We start from the raw sequence: 20,143 nt of genomic DNA on the forward strand, positions 1-20,143 counted from the left end.
TATGTTCCTCCCTTTACTTTCCTAAACAGAATTGAGAGAATAGCTGATCAATCAAGCTTTCATGAACAGCATCTCCTATAATTTCACCGAGCTGTTCCCAGCAGCGTGTTAAATCTATTTGAACAATGTCGATCGGTACGTCCATTTCAATGCCTTCAAGAGCATCCTCAATTGATTGTTTTGCTGCCTGAAGGAGGGCAATATGCCTTGTATTACTTACATACGTTAAATCTCCACTTTCAATTGATCCAGTGAAGAACAGTGATTGAATCGCCATTTCAAGCTCATCAATGCCCTTTTCTTGTAATAATGATGTGGTGACGATCGGACGATCCTTCGCTAACTGCTTGACCTTTTCTACATCAAGCTTAGGCTCAAGGTCTGTCTTATTCACAATCACGATGATATCCATACCTGAGACAGCCTCAAAAAGCTTCATATCTTCTTCTGATAATTCTTCGCTATAATTGAGCACAAGTAAAATCAGGTCAGCTTCTTTTAAGACCTGTCTAGATCGTTCAACCCCTATACGCTCAACAATGTCCTCAGTCTCACGTATACCCGCAGTATCGACTAGACGAAGAGGTACACCTCTTACATTCACATATTCCTCAATGACATCTCTCGTAGTTCCAGGAATATCTGTGACAATCGCCTTTGTTTCCTGTACAAGGCTATTCAGCAAGGAAGACTTTCCAACATTCGGTCTTCCTATAATCACAGTGGATAAGCCCTCTCGAAGGATTTTCCCTTGCTGAGAAGTCGAAAGCAGCGACTCAATTTCTTTTTTGACCGATGTCGCTTTTTCCACTAAGACGCGATGTGTCATTTCTTCAACATCGTCATACTCAGGGTAGTCAATATTGACTTCAATATGCGCCAGTGTTTCTAGGATCTCGCCGCGCAGTCGCTGAACCAAACCGGAGAGGCGTCCCTCCATTTGAGTGATTGCTACGTTCATCGCACGATCAGTCTTTGCCCGAATCAAGTCCATGACAGCCTCTGCTTGCGAAAGATCTATTCTTCCATTTAAGAAAGCACGTTTTGTGAACTCACCTGGCTCCGCTAATCTTGCTCCTTCTCTTAAAGCAAGCTGCAATACTTTATTGACCGTTACAATTCCGCCATGGCAGTTAATCTCAATAACGTCTTCTCTCGTAAATGTTTTTGGCGCTCGAAGTACTGACACCATGACCTCTTCTATTACTTGATTAGTCCTTGCATCCACAATATGACCATAATGAATGGTATGAGAATCCACTGATACAAGTTTTTTCTCCTTAGGCCCTTTATACATCCGATCAGCGATCTGTACCGCATCAGGCCCACTTAAACGAATAATCGCAATTGCTCCTTCACCCATCGGTGTCGAAATGGCTGCAATTGTATCCATCGCTCAATCACCTCTTTCTCTACTTAATAGACAGTCTTTTATCTATTATATGGACGTTGTCCATCTCTATATCAAAAACGCTTAATCCAAAATTTAAAGATACCATAAATGAAAGCGAAGTGAAAGTATCCTCTATCTAATTATCCACAGCTTTGCATCCTATCTATTTTAACACTTAACTTATCCACATGTGAATAACGACGTTCTAAACTTATCTTCACATCTTACACCGAAATCCAATAAATTTAAACGCCCTGATCCCTTTGCTTACTTGTAAAAATGGCGTTTTCCACTCATATCACACACTAATTTTTTAGAAATAAAGGATGAATCTTCTATAGAAAGACAATTTTTCAATAAAAAAAGACTAAAATCCAGCTTTGCTGAATTCTAGCCTTTCTGTTATTTTTTATACAGCACCACTACATGACGCTTGCTGCCTGTATCTTCCGATGCCGTTGCAAGTTCTTTAGAAAATGCGGCGATCGTATCATGAATTACTTTTCGTTCATTAGAAGGCATTGGTTCTAAATGAACCTTTCTCTTCGTTTTTAAAACTCTGTTTGCTGTCTTGACGGCATATTGTTCAAGTGCTTCTTGTCGCTTCTTCCTATAATCTCCAATATCAATGGTAATATGATGATAATGATCAGAATAGCGATTAAATACTAGCTGTACCAATGTTTCTAAAGAGTACAAAGTTTGTCCTCTTTTTCCAATCATTAATGACGTTTTATCTCCATCAATGTGGAAAGAAATCTTTTTCGGTTCCTTTTTGGAAACAATCTTCGCTTTAGGATCAATTGATTTAACAATATTATCTAAATACTGTGTAGCTAATTTAAGAGCATTTCTCTTTTCTATCAACTTGACTACAGCTTGTCTTTTGCCAAATAATCCTAAGAAACCTTTATTTCCTTCATCAACTATTGTGATATCTACTTCTTCTTTTAGAAGTTGAATTTGTTTAAGTCCGGAATCTACTGCTTCTTCGATTGTGCGACCGACAGCAGTTATTTCCTTCATTTTTTATTCCCGCCAGCTTTTTCTTTTGTATCCAATTTTACTTGAGGAGTTTTAATCACTAATGTTTGGATGATCATGAAAATGTTACCTACAACCCAGTACAATGAAAGTGCTGCTGGGAAACTAATGGCAAATACAATGATCATAATCGGCATAACCCATAGCATGATAGCCATTTGAGGGTTGTCCGAAGGATTTCCAGCCATCATCAGTTTTTGCTGAATGAAAGTAGCTACCCCCGCAATGATCGGTAATAGGAACAATGGATCTGGACTGCCTAAGTCAAACCATAAGAATGTATGCTTTTTAATTTCTGCTGTTCTCATAATCGCATGATAAAAACCAATTAGGATTGGCATCTGAATTAAAATCGGGAAACATCCAGCCAATGGATTGACGCCATTTTTTTGGAAAAGGGCCATTGTTTCCTGTTGAAGCTGCTGCTGAGTTTTTTGGTCTTTAGAGCTATATTTTTCACGAAGCTTTTTCAATTCAGGCTGCAATGCTTGCATTGCTTTTGTACTTCTTAACTGCTTAATCATTAATGGTAAAATGAGCAAGCGGATTAACAGTGTCACAATAATGATCGCAACCCCGTAGTTTTCACCAGTCAAATTTGCCATGTACGTGATTAATTGAGATAGCGGGTAAACAATATAAGAATTCCAGAATCCCTTACTATCTGATGTGATTGGTTCATTGATTTGTGTACATCCTGCCAATAGAACCAACACGCCAATCAAGCTAAATATTAGTAATAATCGCCTTTTCAACAAGATTCCTCCCATTACTTCAAACTTTATTTAAGTTGGAATTGATTACGAAAGTGACTCACCTAATCAGTATGGTAACATTTTTTCATTACAAAGTGGTGGTTTCATTTTAATTCACTAGATGAAGGAAGCGCTTTTAAAAATTGATTCAACGAAAGTTTCTATTACGAAGACTTTTTCGGTTGTTGTTGATAAACAGCGGATTTTCTAAATAAATGTTGGAGAGACTTCTTTGTTTCTTCAAAGGTCAATTCACTTGCTGGTTTTCTTGCAATGACAATGTAGTCTTTTTCTTGCTTTAACTTATGACCTTCCTCTAAAAACACCTGGCGGATCAGTCGTTTAATTCGATTTCTCATCACTGCATTACCAATCTTCTTACTGACAGACAATCCCAAACGCAGTTCATCTTGATTTGGTTGATCCAGCTGGTAAATAACGAATTGACGATTCGCCATTGATTGACCTTTTCTGAACACTTTTTGAAACTCTTCATTTTTTTTTAGCCTGTTTCGCTTCTTCATGTTTTCTTCCACTCCGATAAAAACTGACAGTTCATTTACGATTTTATGTAAAAAAGACCACTGACATTATTCAGTGGCCTAAGCTGATAATTTTTTTCTACCTTTGCTGCGGCGTCGCTTTAAAACTAGACGTCCGTTTTTAGAACTCATACGGCTGCGGAAGCCATGAACTTTACTACGCTTACGGTTATTTGGTTGAAACGTTCTTTTCATTTATGACACCTCCCTGAGGAATAGCTGTTTAAGACAGTCTAACTCATTATATTTGTGTAACCCATCGATTGTCAATATCAATGATAAAACTCTTATTATCAACCTTATAAGCATAACATAATTTATCAAACGAAGAAACCTTCTTTTTCAGTTTCCAGCATTTTATTCTTTTTTCCTCCTAAAAGGCCTGCAAAACAAGGGTGTGGATATTTTTCCGGCATATTTAGACTATCCACATCCATTATCGACATTTTTTTCACACAAATAACCGATGTGGATAATTATTTTTCAACAGGATGTAAAGTGTGTGGATAAGTTTGTGACACCCATTGCACCATCTTGTTTATTTTGATATTATATTTGTGTTTTAACTCTTAATTACTTATCTGACCTATTTGCGTTATCCACAAATTGTGGATAAGCTGTGGAAAGATATTACACAGGCTGTTGAATTATTTATCCACAGACTGTGTAATTTGTCGAAAAGACGTTTTTCTACTATATTATTTGTTTTCAACAACGTATGTGCACGAATGGTGATGACCATTTGCTCTTTTTCGTGTTCTATAACAGTTTGATATTGGTCATTTTATAAAGAAAAGGAGGGGGGAGAAGCCTTATGGAAAATATTTTGGATCTGTGGAATAAAGCACTTCAAAAAATAGAGACAAAGTTGAGCAAACCCAGTTTTGAGACATGGATGAAATCGACAAAAGCCCATTCTCTTCAAGGCGATACGCTTACAATTACGGCACCTAATGAATTTGCTAGAGACTGGCTGGAATCAAGATATCTCCACTTAATTGCTGATACCATCTACGAACTGACAGGTGAAGAGCTCAGCATTAAATTTATTATTCCTCAAAATCAGGATGAAGTGGAAGCCATGCCAAAGTCTCCAATTAAAAAAATGTCTAAAGAAGAGGCCGTTGATATTCCACAAAATATGCTGAATCCAAAATATACATTTGATACTTTTGTTATTGGTTCAGGCAACCGATTTGCGCATGCCGCTTCACTTGCAGTTGCGGAAGCACCGGCAAAAGCATATAACCCGCTCTTTATTTATGGGGGCGTTGGTTTAGGAAAGACTCACTTGATGCATGCGATTGGTCATTATGTCATCGACCATAATCCATCAGCCAAAGTGGTCTATCTATCATCTGAAAAATTTACAAATGAATTTATCAACTCAATCCGAGACAACAAAGCTGTCGATTTCCGTAATCGCTATCGGAATGTAGATGTGCTTTTGATAGATGATATTCAATTTTTAGCAGGAAAAGAACAAACACAAGAAGAGTTTTTCCATACATTCAACACACTTCACGAAGAAAGTAAGCAAATCGTCATTTCTAGTGACCGGCCGCCGAAAGAAATTCCGACACTTGAAGACAGATTACGCTCTCGATTCGAATGGGGCTTAATCACAGACATTACCCCGCCAGATTTAGAAACACGTATTGCAATTTTGCGAAAAAAGGCAAAAGCAGAAGGCTTAGACATTCCGAATGAAGTCATGCTTTATATTGCCAATCAAATCGACAGCAACATTCGTGAACTGGAGGGTGCTTTGATTCGTGTCGTTGCTTACTCTTCTTTAATCAATAAAGACATCAATGCGGATCTAGCAGCTGAGGCCCTAAAGGACATCATTCCTTCATCGAAGCCAAGAGTCATTACAATTAAAGATATTCAAAGAATTGTAGGGCAGCAATTTAATATTCGCTTAGAGGATTTCAAAGCGAAGAAACGTACGAAGTCAGTTGCTTATCCAAGACAAATTGCCATGTATCTCTCTAGAGAAATGACCGATTCCTCTCTGCCTAAAATAGGAGAAGAATTTGGAGGTCGTGATCATACGACTGTCATTCATGCTCATGAGAAGATTTCGAAATTAATGGTTGAGGATGAACAGCTTCAGCAGCATGTGAAAGAAATCAAAGAACAATTAAAATAACCAAGCTGATATAATAAGTACGGGAAAATGTGAATAACTAGAGCATAGTCATACACAGTCTGTCCACATGTGGATAGGCTGTCTTTCCTTTCTTTTTACCGACTTATCCACATATTCACAAGCCCTACTATTACTTCTACGATTTTTATTAATAAAATATATATACATGTCATTAAGAAAATTTAGGAGGACCACTATGAAATTCACGATTCAAAAAGATCGTCTTGTCGAAAGTGTCCAAGATGTATTAAAGGCCGTATCCTCTAGAACAACGATACCTATTTTGACAGGGATTAAAATTGTTGCATCTGATGAGGGGGTTTCTCTAACAGGAAGCGACTCTGATATCTCAATTGAATCCTTTATTCCTCAAAGAGATGGAGATTTAGAAGTAATCACGATTGACCGTCCAGGGAGTATTGTGCTTCAGGCCCGCTTCTTTAGTGAAATTGTGAAGAAACTGCCAATGGCTACTGTCGAAATTGAAGTAGAACAAAATCACCTCACGATCATCCGTTCTGGTTCAGCGGAATTTAACTTAAACGGCTTAGATGCTGAGGAATATCCGCATCTGCCGCAAATTGAAGAGCATCATGCATTTCAAGTCCCGACAGATTTGCTTAAAAACTTAATTCGTCAAACCGTTTTTGCAGTGTCCACCTCAGAAACACGACCTATCTTGACAGGTGTAAACTGGAAGGTAGAGAAAGGTGAATTAATATGCACAGCGACGGATAGCCACCGTCTTGCTTTAAGAAAAGCGAAGTTGGATATTGACGAGGAAAGCTCATACAATGTCGTAATTCCAGGGAAGAGTTTAACAGAGCTAAGTAGAATCCTTGATGACGGACAAGATCTTGTGAGCATCGTGATTACAGAAACGCAAGTTCTCTTTAAAGCACAAAACGTGTTGTTCTTCTCAAGATTGCTGGATGGTAATTATCCAGATACAGCTCGCCTGATCCCGCAAGAAAGTAAAACGGATGTCGTGGTCAACACGAAGGAATTCCTTCAAGCTATTGACCGTGCATCACTTTTGGCAAGAGAAGGACGCAATAATGTTGTAAAGCTGTCAGCTGATCCTGAACAAAGCCTTGAGATTTCTTCTAATTCACCTGAAATCGGTAAAGTAGTCGAAACGGTTCAAGCGGATGACATTAAAGGGGAGGACCTCAAAATCTCCTTCAGTCCAAAATATATGCTGGATGCGTTAAAAGTATTAGAGGGAACAGAAATTCATGTAAGCTTCACTGGTGCCATGAGACCGTTCCTGTTGCGCACGCCAAATGATGATTCAATCTTGCAGTTGATTCTCCCAGTGAGAACATATTAATCCAATCTAAAATAGCTGCTGTGTGAGTGCACAGCAGCTTTTCTTCTCGTTTACCATGCTTTCTTTCATCCTAGTTCGCTTTCCCCCTTTCCTTCTTGTCTTGTTTTTTAGTACAATTAGATATTAGTGATATTGAAAGAGGTCGATATAATGCCTAATCTTATAACCATTGAGAAAGAAATGATTACATTAGGGCAGTTTTTGAAATTAGCCGAAGTCATCCAATCTGGCGGAATGGCGAAATGGTTTTTAAGTGAACATGAGGTGTTCATTAATCAAGAGCCAGATAATAGACGGGGACGCAAACTATACCCAGGAGATGTTGTCGAGATAGAAGGTTATGGCACATTTCAAGTTGTGAATTAGAAACGGGTGACAATACATGTACATTCAAAGTCTGGCGTTAACTTCATACCGAAACTATGAACACACCGAGCTTCAATTCGACAACAAGGTGAATGTCATGATCGGTGAGAATGCCCAAGGTAAAACGAACTTGATGGAAGCGATCTATGTATTGTCGATGGCAAAGTCGCATCGTACGTCAAATGATAAAGAACTTATCCGATGGGACCAAGACTATGCTAAAATAGAAGGTAGAGTCATCAAAAAAAATGGTCCACTCCCAATGCAGCTCGTGATCTCAAAAAAAGGGAAAAAGGGAAAGGTCAATCACATTGAACAACAGAAGCTCAGTCATTATGTTGGTGCGTTAAACACCATCATGTTTGCACCAGAGGACTTAAGTCTTGTGAAGGGCAGCCCGCAAATCCGCAGAAGATTCCTCGATATGGAGATTGGACAAGTTTCGGCTGTCTACTTGCATGATTTATCGCTCTATCAAAAAATCCTCTCTCAGCGGAATCATTACTTGAAACAATTGCAGACAAGAAAGCAAACGGATCAAGCGATGCTGGAGGTTTTAACAGAGCAGTTGATTGATGCGGCAGCGAAAGTTGTCAAAAGACGACTGACTTTTACGAAACAGCTCGAGAAATGGGCGCAGCCGTTGCATTTTGGCATTTCTAGAGAGCTAGAAACACTCACGCTCCAATACCAGACGGCGATAGAGGTATCAGAAGCGTCAGACTTGTCGAAAATAAAGAATAGCTATGATGAATCGTTTCAGAAACTAAGAGACAGAGAAATAGACCGAGGAGTGACACTGTGGGGGCCTCACAGAGATGACCTTCTTTTCTTTGTGAATGGTCGGGATGTTCAGACATATGGCTCTCAAGGGCAGCAAAGAACAACAGCTCTTTCACTAAAGCTGGCAGAAATCGACCTGATACATGAAGAAATCGGAGAATATCCCATTCTTCTACTCGATGATGTTTTATCTGAACTTGATGATTACAGACAGTCTCATTTGCTCCATACCATTCAGGGACGTGTACAGACCTTCGTCACCACAACAAGTGTTGAAGGCATCGATCACGCCACCTTGAAAGAAGCGGAAATTTTCAGAGTAGCCAGTGGAAAAGTAATTGACTGATAAATGAGGTGTGAGTCTTGTATATTCATTTAGGTGATGATTGTGTTGTTTCTACACGAGAGATTGTCGCAATTGTTGATTACAAAATGAGGTCGTCTTCTGTTGTAGAAGAGTTTCTCCAAAAACAAGAAGAACAAATCATTTCGTTATCACAAGGAACACCCAAATCCATCGTCGTCACAACTGAATCTGTTTATTACTCTCCTCTTTCCTCAAGCACGCTCAAAAAACGTGCTTCATTTGTGATTGAAATTGAAGTCTAAAAGCTCAATTCATATAAATATATCGTTTAAGAAAAGTGTAGGTGAATGTACGTGGCAATGGAACAGCAACATAATAGTTATGATGAAAATCAGATACAGGTGCTCGAAGGACTAGAAGCTGTTAGAAAACGTCCAGGAATGTACATCGGGTCAACCAGTGCAAAAGGACTTCACCATCTTGTATGGGAAATTGTCGACAACAGTATTGATGAGGCTTTAGCTGGATATTGCACAGATATTACGGTGCAAATTGAAAAGGATAATAGCATTACAGTGAAAGATAATGGCCGCGGGATTCCGGTTGGGATTCATGAGAAAATGGGGCGTCCTGCTGTAGAGGTCATTATGACTGTTCTTCACGCTGGCGGTAAATTTGACGGCAGCGGTTATAAAGTATCTGGCGGTCTGCATGGCGTAGGGGCATCTGTTGTTAATGCGTTATCTACGACCTTAGACGTGACCGTATATCGTGACGGGAAAATTCATTATCAACAATTCAAACGCGGTGTTCCAGCTGGAGATTTAGAGATCATTGGTGAAACAGATGTTACAGGGACAACCACTCATTTTGTGCCAGATCCAGAAATTTTTACTGAAACCATTGAATTTGATTACGACACACTTGCCAACCGTGTACGTGAGTTAGCTTTCTTAACAAAAGGTGTAAACATCATTATTGAAGATTTACGTGAAGGTAAAGAACGACGAAATGAATACTGCTATGAAGGCGGTATTAAGAGCTATGTAGAACATTTAAATCGCTCAAAAGAAGTTGTTCATGAAGAACCCGTTTACATCGAAGGTGAAAAAGACGGAATCACGATTGAAGTGGCATTACAATATAACGATTCCTATACAAGCAACATCTATTCCTTCGCCAACAATATCAACACGTATGAAGGCGGAACGCACGAAGCAGGCTTTAAAACAGGTTTGACGCGTGTTATCAATGATTATGCTCGTAAGAATGGCGTATTCAAAGATGGAGACTCGAATTTGAGCGGTGAAGATGTGCGAGAAGGCTTAACAGCCATTATCTCCATCAAACATCCAGATCCTCAATTCGAAGGACAAACGAAGACAAAGCTTGGGAACTCAGAAGCAAGAACCATTACCGACTCCCTTTTCTCTGAAGCACTTGAGAAATTCCTCTTAGAGAATCCTGATGCTGCAAAGAAAATTGTGGAGAAAGGTGTGATGGCAGCTCGTGCAAGAATGGCTGCCAAAAAGGCACGTGAGCTGACAAGACGTAAAAGTGCACTGGAAGTTTCCAGCTTACCGGGGAAACTGGCGGACTGTTCTTCTAAAGACCCTTCCATCTCTGAACTCTATATCGTAGAGGGAGATTCTGCGGGCGGATCTGCTAAGCAAGGCCGTGATCGTCACTTCCAAGCGATCTTACCGTTAAGAGGGAAGATCCTAAACGTTGAAAAAGCGCGACTAGATAAAATTCTATCGAACAACGAGGTTCGTTCAATGATTACAGCATTAGGAACTGGAATCGGAGAAGACTTCACTTTAGAGAAAGCTCGCTATCACAAAGTTGTAATCATGACGGATGCCGATGTGGATGGAGCGCACATTCGAACGCTGCTTTTAACATTCTTCTATCGCTACATGCGTGAAATTATTGAAAACGGTTATGTGTATATTGCACAGCCGCCTTTATATAAAGTGCAGCAAGGAAAACGTGTTGAGTACGTGTATAACGACAAACAGCTAGATGAGCTGTTAAAAACACTTCCTCAAACACCAAAACCTGGACTTCAGCGTTATAAAGGTCTTGGAGAGATGAATGCTACTCAGCTTTGGGAAACAACAATGGACCCTGATGCGAGAACACTTCTTCAAGTCACACTTGAGGATGCGATCGATGCTGATGAGACATTTGAAATGCTCATGGGAGATAAAGTAGAGCCGAGAAGAAACTTTATCGAAGAAAACGCGCAATACGTGAAAAACCTCGATATTTAGATAGATCCTTACTGAGAACAACCTTATTTCTTGTTTGGAATAAGGTTGTTTTTCAAGAAATAGGGGCGTATAACCAATGTCCTGTTTTTCCGTGTTTTCGTTGATTTTCTAGTAAATAAATGTGTATAAAGACGAGATTATTGATATAATGGAGAATAGTCTTGTGAAGATAAATACATATTTTACTCCCACATAATTTATTTCATGTGATACGTAAAGGGAGGTTCTTATAGTGAGTGAACAACATACACCAAATGTACGCGAAGTGAATATTAGTCAAGAAATGCGTACGTCCTTTTTAGATTATGCAATGAGTGTGATTGTGTCGCGTGCATTACCAGATGTGCGAGACGGATTAAAGCCCGTGCATCGAAGAATTTTGTATGCGATGAATGACCTAGGTATGACAAGTGATAAACCATTTAAGAAATCTGCACGTATCGTTGGGGAAGTTATCGGTAAGTATCACCCTCACGGTGACAGCGCTGTATACGAAGCAATGGTTCGTATGGCGCAAGACTTCAACTATCGTTATATGTTAGTTGATGGTCATGGAAACTTTGGTTCAGTCGATGGAGACGGAGCAGCGGCGATGCGTTATACCGAGGCACGTCTATCGAAGATTTCTATGGAAATCCTCCGTGATATCACAAAGGATACCATTGATTATCAAGATAACTATGATGGCAGTGAAAGAGAGCCAATGGTGATGCCTGCAAGATTCCCGAACTTATTGGTCAACGGAGCGACAGGAATTGCTGTAGGAATGGCGACCAATATTCCGCCGCACCAATTAGGTGAAGTGATTGATGGGGTATTGGCCATCAGTCAAAACCCGGAAATGACAACACAGGAGCTTATGGATATCATCCCAGGGCCAGATTTCCCAACAGCAGGTCAAATCATTGGCCGAAGTGGTATTCGAAAGGCGTATGAAACAGGGCGCGGCTCTATTACATTAAGAGCAAAATCGAATATTGAGGAAACATCTAGCGGTAAACAGCGCATTGTTATCAATGAGATCCCGTACCAAGTCAACAAAGCCCGTTTGATTGAAAAAATTGCTGATCTTGTGCGTGATAAAAAGATTGATGGCATTACAGATTTGCGTGATGAATCAGATCGTAATGGTATGCGTATTGTCATTGAACTGCGAAGAGACGCAAACGTCCATGTTCTATTAAACAATCTTTATAAACAAACGACACTTCAAACGTCATTTGGTATCAACTTATTAGCACTTGTTGATGGACAGCCGAAAGTCTTGTCCCTCAAACAATGTCTTGAGTATTATCTAGAGCATCAAAAAGTGATCATTCGCAGAAGAACGGCGTATGAGCTGCGTAAAGCAGAAGCAAGAGCACACATTTTAGAAGGCCTCAGAATTGCACTTGATCACTTAGATGAAGTCATTGCTTTAATTAGAGGCTCTCAAACTGCGGAAATTGCGAGAAATGGTTTGATGGAAAACTATAGCTTGTCTGAAAAACAGGCACAGGCCATTCTTGATATGCGACTTCAGCGTTTGACTGGCCTAGAACGAGAAAAGATAGAAGATGAATATAAAGGACTTGTTGATTTGATTGCTGAATTAAAAGCCATTTTAGCAGACAATGAGAAAGTACTTGAAATCATTAGAGAAGAATTAACAGAAATTAAAGAACGCTTCAATGATACGCGCCGGACTGAAATTGTGACAGCGGGTATTGAAACAATTGAAGACGAAGATTTGATTCCTGTTGAGAACATCGTGATTACGCTGACGCATAATGGTTATATCAAGCGTCTCCCTGCATCAACATACCGCAGTCAAAAAAGAGGCGGTAAAGGTGTCCAAGGAATGGGAACCAACGAAGATGATTTCGTTGAACAGTTGATTTCAACATCGACCCACGATACGATTCTTTTCTTCTCTAATAAAGGGAAGGTTTATCGTGCGAAAGGGTATGAGATTCCTGAATTCGGACGGACAGCGAAAGGGATTCCGATCATTAACCTTCTTGAAGTAGAAAAGGGAGAATGGATTAACGCCATTATTCCAGTAAGCGAATTTGATGAAAATTCGTATCTCTTCTTTACAACAAGACACGGTGTATCAAAACGGACGACATTGTCTCAGTTTGCTAACATTCGAAACAACGGTCTTATTGCACTCAGTCTTCGTGACGAAGATGAACTGATGGCTGTTCGTTTAACCAATGGAGAAAAACAAATCATCATTGGAACGAAAAAGGGGATGCTGATCCGTTTTGACGAGACAGATGTTCGTGAAATGGGACGTACGGCAGCTGGAGTGAAAGGTATCACACTTTCCGAAGATGACATTGTCGTGGGTATGGAAATCCTTGAGCCAGATGCAAACGTATTGATTGTAACTGAAAAAGGATATGGCAAACTAACCCCTGAAAAAGAATACCGTGTTCAAAGTCGTGGAGGTAAAGGTCTTAAAACGTGCAAAATCACTGATAACAATGGTCCGCTTGTCACAGTGAAGGCAACTAATGCTGAAGCCGAAGAAGACTTGATGATTATTACAGGAAGCGGTGTAATCATTCGTATGGCCGTTTCTGACATTTCGACAACAGGTCGAGTCACTCAAGGTGTCCGCCTAATCCGCCTCGGTGATGAGGAACATGTCGCTACAGTGGCATTAGTTGAACAATCACAAGAAGACGATGAAGAGATTAGTGAAGAGAACGTAGAAAATATAGAGTCAGATCAAGAGCAATCTGAGTAAAAATGAAGCCGGTTCTTCACCGGCTTTATTTTTTTTTGAAAAACATCATTTTTTTTGAAATTTATAATGCTTTTTTCATAGATATGTGTTAATCTTTCAAAGGAGCAAAAAGAGGCTCTATTTTTTATCTCATTCTCAGTAAAAACTTCTTAAAAAAACAAAATGTTTTTTAAGAAAAGTGTTGACTGTTGATAGAGATACATGATATATTTAAGTGGTCGCTTTAAGAGAGTGACACACAAGTTCTTTGAAAACTAAACAAGACAAAACGTACCTGTTAATTCGAGTTTTTATAAAAAAATCCTATGAAACATCATAGGTAGTCAGTCAAACTGGCGAAAAACAAAACTTCGGTTTTGTACTTTTTCGGAGAGTTTGATCCTGGCTCAGGACGAACGCTGGCGGCGTGCCTAATACATGCAAGTCGAGCGGACAGAAGGGAGCTTGCTCCCGGATGTTAGCGGCGGACGGGTGAGTAACACGTGGGTAACCTGCCTGTAAGACTGGGATAACTCCGGGAAACCGGAGCTAATACCGGATAGTTCCTTGAACCGCATGGTTCAAGGATGAAAGACGGTTTCGGCTGTCACTTACAGATGGACCCGCGGCGCATTAGCTAGTTGGTGGGGTAATGGCTCACCAAGGCGACGATGCGTAGCCGACCTGAGAGGGTGATCGGCCACACTGGGACTGAGACACGGCCCAGACTCCTACGGGAGGCAGCAGTAGGGAATCTTCCGCAATGGACGAAAGTCTGACGGAGCAACGCCGCGTGAGTGATGAAGGTTTTCGGATCGTAAAGCTCTGTTGTTAGGGAAGAACAAGTGCGAGAGTAACTGCTCGCACCTTGACGGTACCTAACCAGAAAGCCACGGCTAACTACGTGCCAGCAGCCGCGGTAATACGTAGGTGGCAAGCGTTGTCCGGAATTATTGGGCGTAAAGGGCTCGCAGGCGGTTTCTTAAGTCTGATGTGAAAGCCCCCGGCTCAACCGGGGAGGGTCATTGGAAACTGGGAAACTTGAGTGCAGAAGAGGAGAGTGGAATTCCACGTGTAGCGGTGAAATGCGTAGAGATGTGGAGGAACACCAGTGGCGAAGGCGACTCTCTGGTCTGTAACTGACGCTGAGGAGCGAAAGCGTGGGGAGCGAACAGGATTAGATACCCTGGTAGTCCACGCCGTAAACGATGAGTGCTAAGTGTTAGGGGGTTTCCGCCCCTTAGTGCTGCAGCTAACGCATTAAGCACTCCGCCTGGGGAGTACGGTCGCAAGACTGAAACTCAAAGGAATTGACGGGGGCCCGCACAAGCGGTGGAGCATGTGGTTTAATTCGAAGCAACGCGAAGAACCTTACCAGGTCTTGACATCCTCTGACAACCCTAGAGATAGGGCTTTCCCTTCGGGGACAGAGTGACAGGTGGTGCATGGTTGTCGTCAGCTCGTGTCGTGAGATGTTGGGTTAAGTCCCGCAACGAGCGCAACCCTTGATCTTAGTTGCCAGCATTTAGTTGGGCACTCTAAGGTGACTGCCGGTGACAAACCGGAGGAAGGTGGGGATGACGTCAAATCATCATGCCCCTTATGACCTGGGCTACACACGTGCTACAATGGACAGAACAAAGGGCTGCGAGACCGCAAGGTTTAGCCAATCCCATAAATCTGTTCTCAGTTCGGATCGCAGTCTGCAACTCGACTGCGTGAAGCTGGAATCGCTAGTAATCGCGGATCAGCATGCCGCGGTGAATACGTTCCCGGGCCTTGTACACACCGCCCGTCACACCACGAGAGTTTGCAACACCCGAAGTCGGTGAGGTAACCTTTATGGAGCCAGCCGCCGAAGGTGGGGCAGATGATTGGGGTGAAGTCGTAACAAGGTAGCCGTATCGGAAGGTGCGGCTGGATCACCTCCTTTCTAAGGATATATGGAGCAGCGTGCGTTTTCGTCTTGTTTAGTTTTGAAGGAACTTGCAAAAGATCCTACAACATCATATCTTCGATATGAAAGATGGGCCTGTAGCTCAGCTGGTTAGAGCGCACGCCTGATAAGCGTGAGGTCGGTGGTTCGAGTCCACTCAGGCCCACCATCTTCTATTAAATCGGGGCCTTAGCTCAGCTGGGAGAGCGCCTGCCTTGCACGCAGGAGGTCAGCGGTTCGATCCCGCTAGGCTCCACCAACGTGTTCTTTGAAAACTAGATAACAATAAGTAATACATTCACATTGAATGCAATGCAAAGTTCATCACACATAGTGATTCTTTCTAAAGTAAGAAATGGTTAAGTTAGAAAGGGCGCACGGTGGATGCCTTGGCACTAGGAGCCGATGAAGGACGGGACGAACACCGATATGCTTCGGGGAGCTGTAAGCAAGCTTTGATCCGGAGATTTCCGAATGGGGAAACCCACTGCTCGTAATGGAGTAGTATCCATACTTGAATACATAGAGTATGAGAAGGCATACCCGGGGAACTGAAACATCTAAGTACCCGGAGGAAGAGAAAGCAAATGCGATTCCCTGAGTAGCGGCGAGCGAAACGGGAACAGCCCAAACCAAGAGGCTTGCCTCTTGGGGTTGTAGGACACTCTATACGGAGTTACAAAGGAACGATATAAGCGAAGAGGTCTGGAAAGGCCCGCCAAAGAAGGTAACAGCCCTGTAACTGAAATGTTGTTCTCTCCAGAGTGGATCCTGAGTACGGCGGAACACGTGAAATTCCGTCGGAATCCGGGAGGACCATCTCCCAAGGCTAAATACTCCCTAGTGACCGATAGTGAACCAGTACCGTGAGGGAAAGGTGAAAAGCACCCCGGAAGGGGAGTGAAATAGATCCTGAAACCGTGTGCCTACAAGTAGTCAGAGCCCGTTAATGGGTGATGGCGTGCCTTTTGTAGAATGAACCGGCGAGTTACGATCCCGTGCAAGGTTAAGCAGAAGATGCGGAGCCGCAGCGAAAGCGAGTCTGAATAGGGCGCATGAGTACGTGGTCGTAGACCCGAAACCAGGTGATCTACCCATGTCCAGGGTGAAGTTCAGGTAACACTGAATGGAGGCCCGAACCCACGCACGTTGAAAAGTGCGGGGATGAGGTGTGGGTAGGGGTGAAATGCCAATCGAACCTGGAGATAGCTGGTTCTCTCCGAAATAGCTTTAGGGCTAGCCTCAAGGTAAGAGTCTCGGAGGTAGAGCACTGATTGGACTAGGGGCCCCTACCGGGTTACCGAATTCAGTCAAACTCCGAATGCCGATGACTTATCCTTGGGAGTCAGACTGCGAGTGATAAGATCCGTAGTCGAAAGGGAAACAGCCCAGACCGCCAGCTAAGGTCCCAAAGTATACGTTAAGTGGAAAAGGATGTGGAGTTGCTTAGACAACCAGGATGTTGGCTTAGAAGCAGCCACCATTTAAAGAGTGCGTAATAGCTCACTGGTCGAGTGACTCTGCGCCGAAAATGTACCGGGGCTAAACGTATCACCGAAGCTGCGGACTGTTCTTACGAACAGTGGTAGGAGAGCGTTCTAAGTGCTGTGAAGTCAGACCGGAAGGACTGGTGGAGCGCTTAGAAGTGAGAATGCCGGTATGAGTAGCGAAAGACGGGTGAGAATCCCGTCCACCGAATGCCTAAGGTTTCCTGAGGAAGGCTCGTCCGCTCAGGGTTAGTCGGGACCTAAGCCGAGGCCGAAAGGCGTAGGCGATGGACAACAGGTTGATATTCCTGTACCACCTCCTCACCATTTGAGCAATGGGGGGACGCAGGAGGATAGGGTAAGCGCGGTATTGGATATCCGCGTCCAAGCAGTTAGGCTGGGAAATAGGCAAATCCGTTTCCCGTAAAGGCTGAGCTGTGATGGCGAGCGAAATTTAGTAGCGAAGTTCCTGATTCCACACTGCCAAGAAAAGCCTCTAGCGAGGTGAGAGGTGCCCGTACCGCAAACCGACACAGGTAGGCGAGGAGAGAATCCTAAGGTGATCGAGAGAACTCTCGTTAAGGAACTCGGCAAAATGACCCCGTAACTTCGGGAGAAGGGGTGCTTCTTAGGGTGTTAAAGCCCCGAGAAGCCGCAGTGAATAGGCCCAGGCGACTGTTTAGCAAAAACACAGGTCTCTGCGAAGCCGTAAGGCGAAGTATAGGGGCTGACGCCTGCCCGGTGCTGGAAGGTTAAGAGGAGCGCTTAGCGTAAGCGAAGGTGCGAATTGAAGCCCCAGTAAACGGCGGCCGTAACTATAACGGTCCTAAGGTAGCGAAATTCCTTGTCGGGTAAGTTCCGACCCGCACGAAAGGCGCAACGATCTGGGCACTGTCTCAACGAGAGACTCGGTGAAATTATAGTACCTGTGAAGATGCAGGTTACCCGCGACAGGACGGAAAGACCCCGTGGAGCTTTACTGCAGCCTGATATTGAATGTTGGTACAGCTTGTACAGGATAGGTAGGAGCCTTGGAAACCGGAGCGCTAGCTTCGGTGGAGGCATCGGTGGGATACTACCCTGGCTGTATTGACCTTCTAACCCGCTGCCCTTATCGGGCAGGGAGACAGTGTCAGGTGGGCAGTTTGACTGGGGCGGTCGCCTCCTAAAATGTAACGGAGGCGCCCAAAGGTTCCCTCAGAATGGTTGGAAATCATTCGCAGAGTGTAAAGGCACAAGGGAGCTTGACTGCGAGACCTACAAGTCGAGCAGGGACGAAAGTCGGGCTTAGTGATCCGGTGGTTCCGCATGGAAGGGCCATCGCTCAACGGATAAAAGCTACCCCGGGGATAACAGGCTTATCTCCCCCAAGAGTCCACATCGACGGGGAGGTTTGGCACCTCGATGTCGGCTCATCGCATCCTGGGGCTGTAGTCGGTCCCAAGGGTTGGGCTGTTCGCCCATTAAAGCGGTACGCGAGCTGGGTTCAGAACGTCGTGAGACAGTTCGGTCCCTATCCGTCGCGGGCGCAGGAAATTTGAGAGGAGCTGTCCTTAGTACGAGAGGACCGGGATGGACGCACCGCTGGTGTACCAGTTGTTCTGCCAAGGGCATCGCTGGGTAGCTATGTGCGGACGGGATAAGTGCTGAAAGCATCTAAGCATGAAGCCCCCCTCAAGATGAGATTTCCCATTCCGCAAGGAAGTAAGATCCCTGAAAGATGATCAGGTTGATAGGTCTGAGGTGGAAGCGTGGTGACACGTGGAGCTGACAGATACTAATAGATCGAGGACTTAACCTATATTCTAATGTGAAGCTTGAACATTGTTATCTAGTTTTGAGAGAACATTCTCTCCATCAGGTTTGGTGGCGATAGCGAAGAGGTCACACCCGTTCCCATACCGAACACGGAAGTTAAGCTCTTCAGCGCCGATGGTAGTTGGGGGTCTCCCCCTGTGAGAGTAGGACGCCGCCAAGCTTTTCTAAGGATCAGTTCCATACGGAACTGGTCTTTTTTGTATTTTCTTCTAACAGCATCATGATATAAGCTGGGAACTTCTCTTCGGCAATCTCCATGTAGCGTTCAATCATGACGTAATCATCACTAATGTATTGAGACAGCAGCTCGTACCACCATTCAGTTTCGTAGCGGGCAATCATACTGAGGTTATACATTAATAAGTAATGGCTGATGATCTCAGGAATCCCTAAAAATGAATCACGAGTTGACGGAATAAACCATTGATCCATTTCTAAATCATAATGTAGATGAGTAGCGAGCGCTGGATTTTCTTCTAGAGCTACATCAAACGTCAGCTTTTTGGCTTCTCTTTGCTTGAGTTTCCAACTTGTATGGAACTCAAAGTATTCAATAAAGCGTTCAGCAGACATGTTATAAAGCAATGGAATATGATCTTGAATCATCATCCCATTAACCTTTTCCACTTTAACTAATGTCGAGGGCTGCTTTTGAAACTCCAGAATATGACTCATTTCAGGTATCTTTGAAAGGAGATGAATCATCGTAAATCGCTCATCTTCAAGACCATTTAAATGAAATAGATGCTTTAACACATGCATGCATAGTCCATTTCGCTGAATTTTCACTTCATCTTCACTAAAACGGTAGTGCTGCTTCTTTCTCTTTCTCGATGTTACGCCGTGGGCCAAAACAGAGGTTTGAGAAGGATAGTGAGGATCAACTGTCAGTAAACATGCCTTTAGCAACTGAGCCATTCCATAAAACAATAAAATCGGCTTCAGTTCGAGTGGAGCGATAGCTGCCTGTTCATAGAACGTATGGCCATGCTTTAAAAAGTAAATAAACCGTTCACAGTTTTTATAGGCTTGCTGGTTTGCATCTTGAATGCTTCGTTTCTCATATTGTTGATATAGAAACTTTTGGGAAGTTTCGAGTGAGTAAAAACGTTTTAAATCCTTCCATCCTGAACTTTTCATCTTCTTCCTCAACTCTCTTTATATTTTCTAAAAATTGCAACTGTTTGTTGCTTCCTTGACATGCTGTTTCCTAGTTGATAATCTACATATAA

The 20,143-nt window shown here is 42.8% G+C and carries 13 protein-coding genes, 2 tRNA genes and 3 rRNA genes; 12 read left to right on the forward strand and 6 right to left on the reverse strand.

Annotated features, from left to right (window positions below; all coding sequences use genetic code 11):
• Positions 1-13: 13 nt before the first annotated feature.
• The 5 genes from mnmE to rpmH form a co-directional block, all read right to left on the reverse strand.
• Positions 14-1,393, reverse strand: coding sequence for a tRNA uridine-5-carboxymethylaminomethyl(34) synthesis GTPase MnmE (gene mnmE, locus MHH26_RS17240; RefSeq protein WP_340974217.1), 1,380 nt, complete (start codon positions 1,391-1,393; stop codon positions 14-16).
• A 402-nt stretch (positions 1,394-1,795) separates the two neighbouring features.
• Positions 1,796-2,419, reverse strand: coding sequence for an RNA-binding cell elongation regulator Jag/EloR (gene jag, locus MHH26_RS17245; RefSeq protein ID WP_307500635.1), 624 nt, complete (start codon positions 2,417-2,419; stop codon positions 1,796-1,798).
• Positions 2,416-3,198 (reverse strand): YidC family membrane integrase SpoIIIJ, encoded by a 783-nt coding sequence (gene spoIIIJ / locus MHH26_RS17250; RefSeq protein ID WP_095286180.1) that lies wholly within the window; start codon positions 3,196-3,198, stop codon positions 2,416-2,418. Before spoIIIJ ends, jag begins: the two co-directional genes overlap by 4 nt.
• 158 nt (positions 3,199-3,356) lie before the next feature.
• Positions 3,357-3,716 carry a ribonuclease P protein component gene (gene rnpA, locus MHH26_RS17255; protein ID WP_034660668.1) on the reverse strand — a complete coding sequence of 120 codons (360 nt, stop codon included), beginning with the start codon at positions 3,714-3,716 and terminating at the stop codon, positions 3,357-3,359.
• A 78-nt stretch (positions 3,717-3,794) separates the two neighbouring features.
• Positions 3,795-3,929, reverse strand: a complete 135-nt coding sequence (rpmH, locus tag MHH26_RS17260) for a 50S ribosomal protein L34 (protein ID WP_008360908.1) — start codon at positions 3,927-3,929, stop codon at positions 3,795-3,797.
• 619 nt (positions 3,930-4,548) lie between these two features.
• Between rpmH and dnaA the strand changes: the two genes are divergently transcribed.
• The 12 genes from dnaA to rrf all read left to right on the forward strand — a co-directional run bounded on the left by dnaA (position 4,549) and on the right by rrf (position 19,071).
• The gene (dnaA, locus tag MHH26_RS17265) at positions 4,549-5,889 is read left to right on the forward strand and encodes a chromosomal replication initiator protein DnaA (protein WP_034660669.1); all 1,341 of its coding nucleotides are present in this window, start codon (positions 4,549-4,551) and stop codon (positions 5,887-5,889) included.
• Positions 5,890-6,085: 196 nt separating this feature from the next.
• Positions 6,086-7,222 carry a DNA polymerase III subunit beta gene (gene dnaN, locus MHH26_RS17270; protein WP_034660670.1) on the forward strand — a complete coding sequence of 379 codons (1,137 nt, stop codon included), beginning with the start codon at positions 6,086-6,088 and terminating at the stop codon, positions 7,220-7,222.
• 150 nt (positions 7,223-7,372) lie between these two features.
• Positions 7,373-7,588, forward strand: a complete 216-nt coding sequence (gene yaaA, locus MHH26_RS17275; RefSeq protein ID WP_003215257.1) for a S4 domain-containing protein YaaA — start codon at positions 7,373-7,375, stop codon at positions 7,586-7,588.
• A gap of 16 nt (positions 7,589-7,604) precedes the next feature.
• Complete coding sequence (gene recF, locus MHH26_RS17280) at positions 7,605-8,717, forward strand: DNA replication/repair protein RecF (RefSeq protein ID WP_106031706.1); 1,113 nt, start codon at positions 7,605-7,607, stop codon at positions 8,715-8,717.
• A gap of 17 nt (positions 8,718-8,734) precedes the next feature.
• A complete protein-coding gene (remB, locus tag MHH26_RS17285) occupies positions 8,735-8,980 on the forward strand; it encodes an extracellular matrix regulator RemB (RefSeq protein ID WP_008360920.1) in 246 nt (81 codons plus the stop codon).
• Between the two features lie 57 nt (positions 8,981-9,037).
• The gene (gene gyrB, locus MHH26_RS17290) at positions 9,038-10,954 is read left to right on the forward strand and encodes a DNA topoisomerase (ATP-hydrolyzing) subunit B (RefSeq protein WP_034660746.1); all 1,917 of its coding nucleotides are present in this window, start codon (positions 9,038-9,040) and stop codon (positions 10,952-10,954) included.
• Positions 10,955-11,186: 232 nt separating this feature from the next.
• Positions 11,187-13,691, forward strand: a complete 2,505-nt coding sequence (gyrA, locus tag MHH26_RS17295; RefSeq protein WP_066031458.1) for a DNA gyrase subunit A — start codon at positions 11,187-11,189, stop codon at positions 13,689-13,691.
• A gap of 363 nt (positions 13,692-14,054) precedes the next feature.
• Positions 14,055-15,603 (forward strand): 16S ribosomal RNA (locus tag MHH26_RS17300).
• A gap of 95 nt (positions 15,604-15,698) precedes the next feature.
• Positions 15,699-15,775 (forward strand) — tRNA-Ile (locus MHH26_RS17305).
• Positions 15,776-15,789: 14 nt separating this feature from the next.
• Positions 15,790-15,865: transfer RNA gene (locus MHH26_RS17310), tRNA-Ala, on the forward strand.
• A 98-nt stretch (positions 15,866-15,963) separates the two neighbouring features.
• A 23S ribosomal RNA gene (locus MHH26_RS17315) occupies positions 15,964-18,894 on the forward strand.
• A 61-nt stretch (positions 18,895-18,955) separates the two neighbouring features.
• A 5S ribosomal RNA gene (rrf, locus tag MHH26_RS17320) occupies positions 18,956-19,071 on the forward strand.
• Together the 16S, 23S and 5S rRNA genes with 2 tRNA genes alongside form the textbook arrangement of a ribosomal RNA operon.
• Before the next feature lie 11 nt (positions 19,072-19,082).
• Here rrf and MHH26_RS17325 read toward each other — a convergent pair.
• Complete coding sequence (locus MHH26_RS17325) at positions 19,083-20,051, reverse strand: YaaC family protein (RefSeq protein ID WP_060595635.1); 969 nt, start codon at positions 20,049-20,051, stop codon at positions 19,083-19,085.
• Positions 20,052-20,143: the final 92 nt, after the last annotated feature.

The organism is Bacillus sp. FSL K6-2839, from assembly GCF_038003365.1.
Classification (GTDB): Bacteria; Bacillota; Bacilli; order Bacillales; family Bacillaceae; genus Bacillus.

Bases quoted from the DNA above. Each gene is read 5' to 3' on its own strand.
- MHH26_RS17325 (WP_060595635.1), bottom strand. From the start codon at position 20,051: ATGAAAAGTTCAGGATGGAAGGATTTAAAACGTTTTTACTCACTCGAA.
- dnaA (WP_034660669.1), top strand. From the start codon at position 4,549: ATGGAAAATATTTTGGATCTGTGGAATAAAGCACTTCAAAAAATAGAG.
- yaaA (WP_003215257.1), top strand. From the start codon at position 7,373: ATGCCTAATCTTATAACCATTGAGAAAGAAATGATTACATTAGGGCAG.
- gyrB (WP_034660746.1), top strand. From the start codon at position 9,038: ATGGAACAGCAACATAATAGTTATGATGAAAATCAGATACAGGTGCTC.
- mnmE (WP_340974217.1), bottom strand. From the start codon at position 1,393: ATGGATACAATTGCAGCCATTTCGACACCGATGGGTGAAGGAGCAATT.
- rpmH (WP_008360908.1), bottom strand. From the start codon at position 3,929: ATGAAAAGAACGTTTCAACCAAATAACCGTAAGCGTAGTAAAGTTCAT.
- rnpA (WP_034660668.1), bottom strand. From the start codon at position 3,716: ATGAAGAAGCGAAACAGGCTAAAAAAAAATGAAGAGTTTCAAAAAGTG.
- dnaN (WP_034660670.1), top strand. From the start codon at position 6,086: ATGAAATTCACGATTCAAAAAGATCGTCTTGTCGAAAGTGTCCAAGAT.
- jag (WP_307500635.1), bottom strand. From the start codon at position 2,419: ATGAAGGAAATAACTGCTGTCGGTCGCACAATCGAAGAAGCAGTAGAT.
- recF (WP_106031706.1), top strand. From the start codon at position 7,605: ATGTACATTCAAAGTCTGGCGTTAACTTCATACCGAAACTATGAACAC.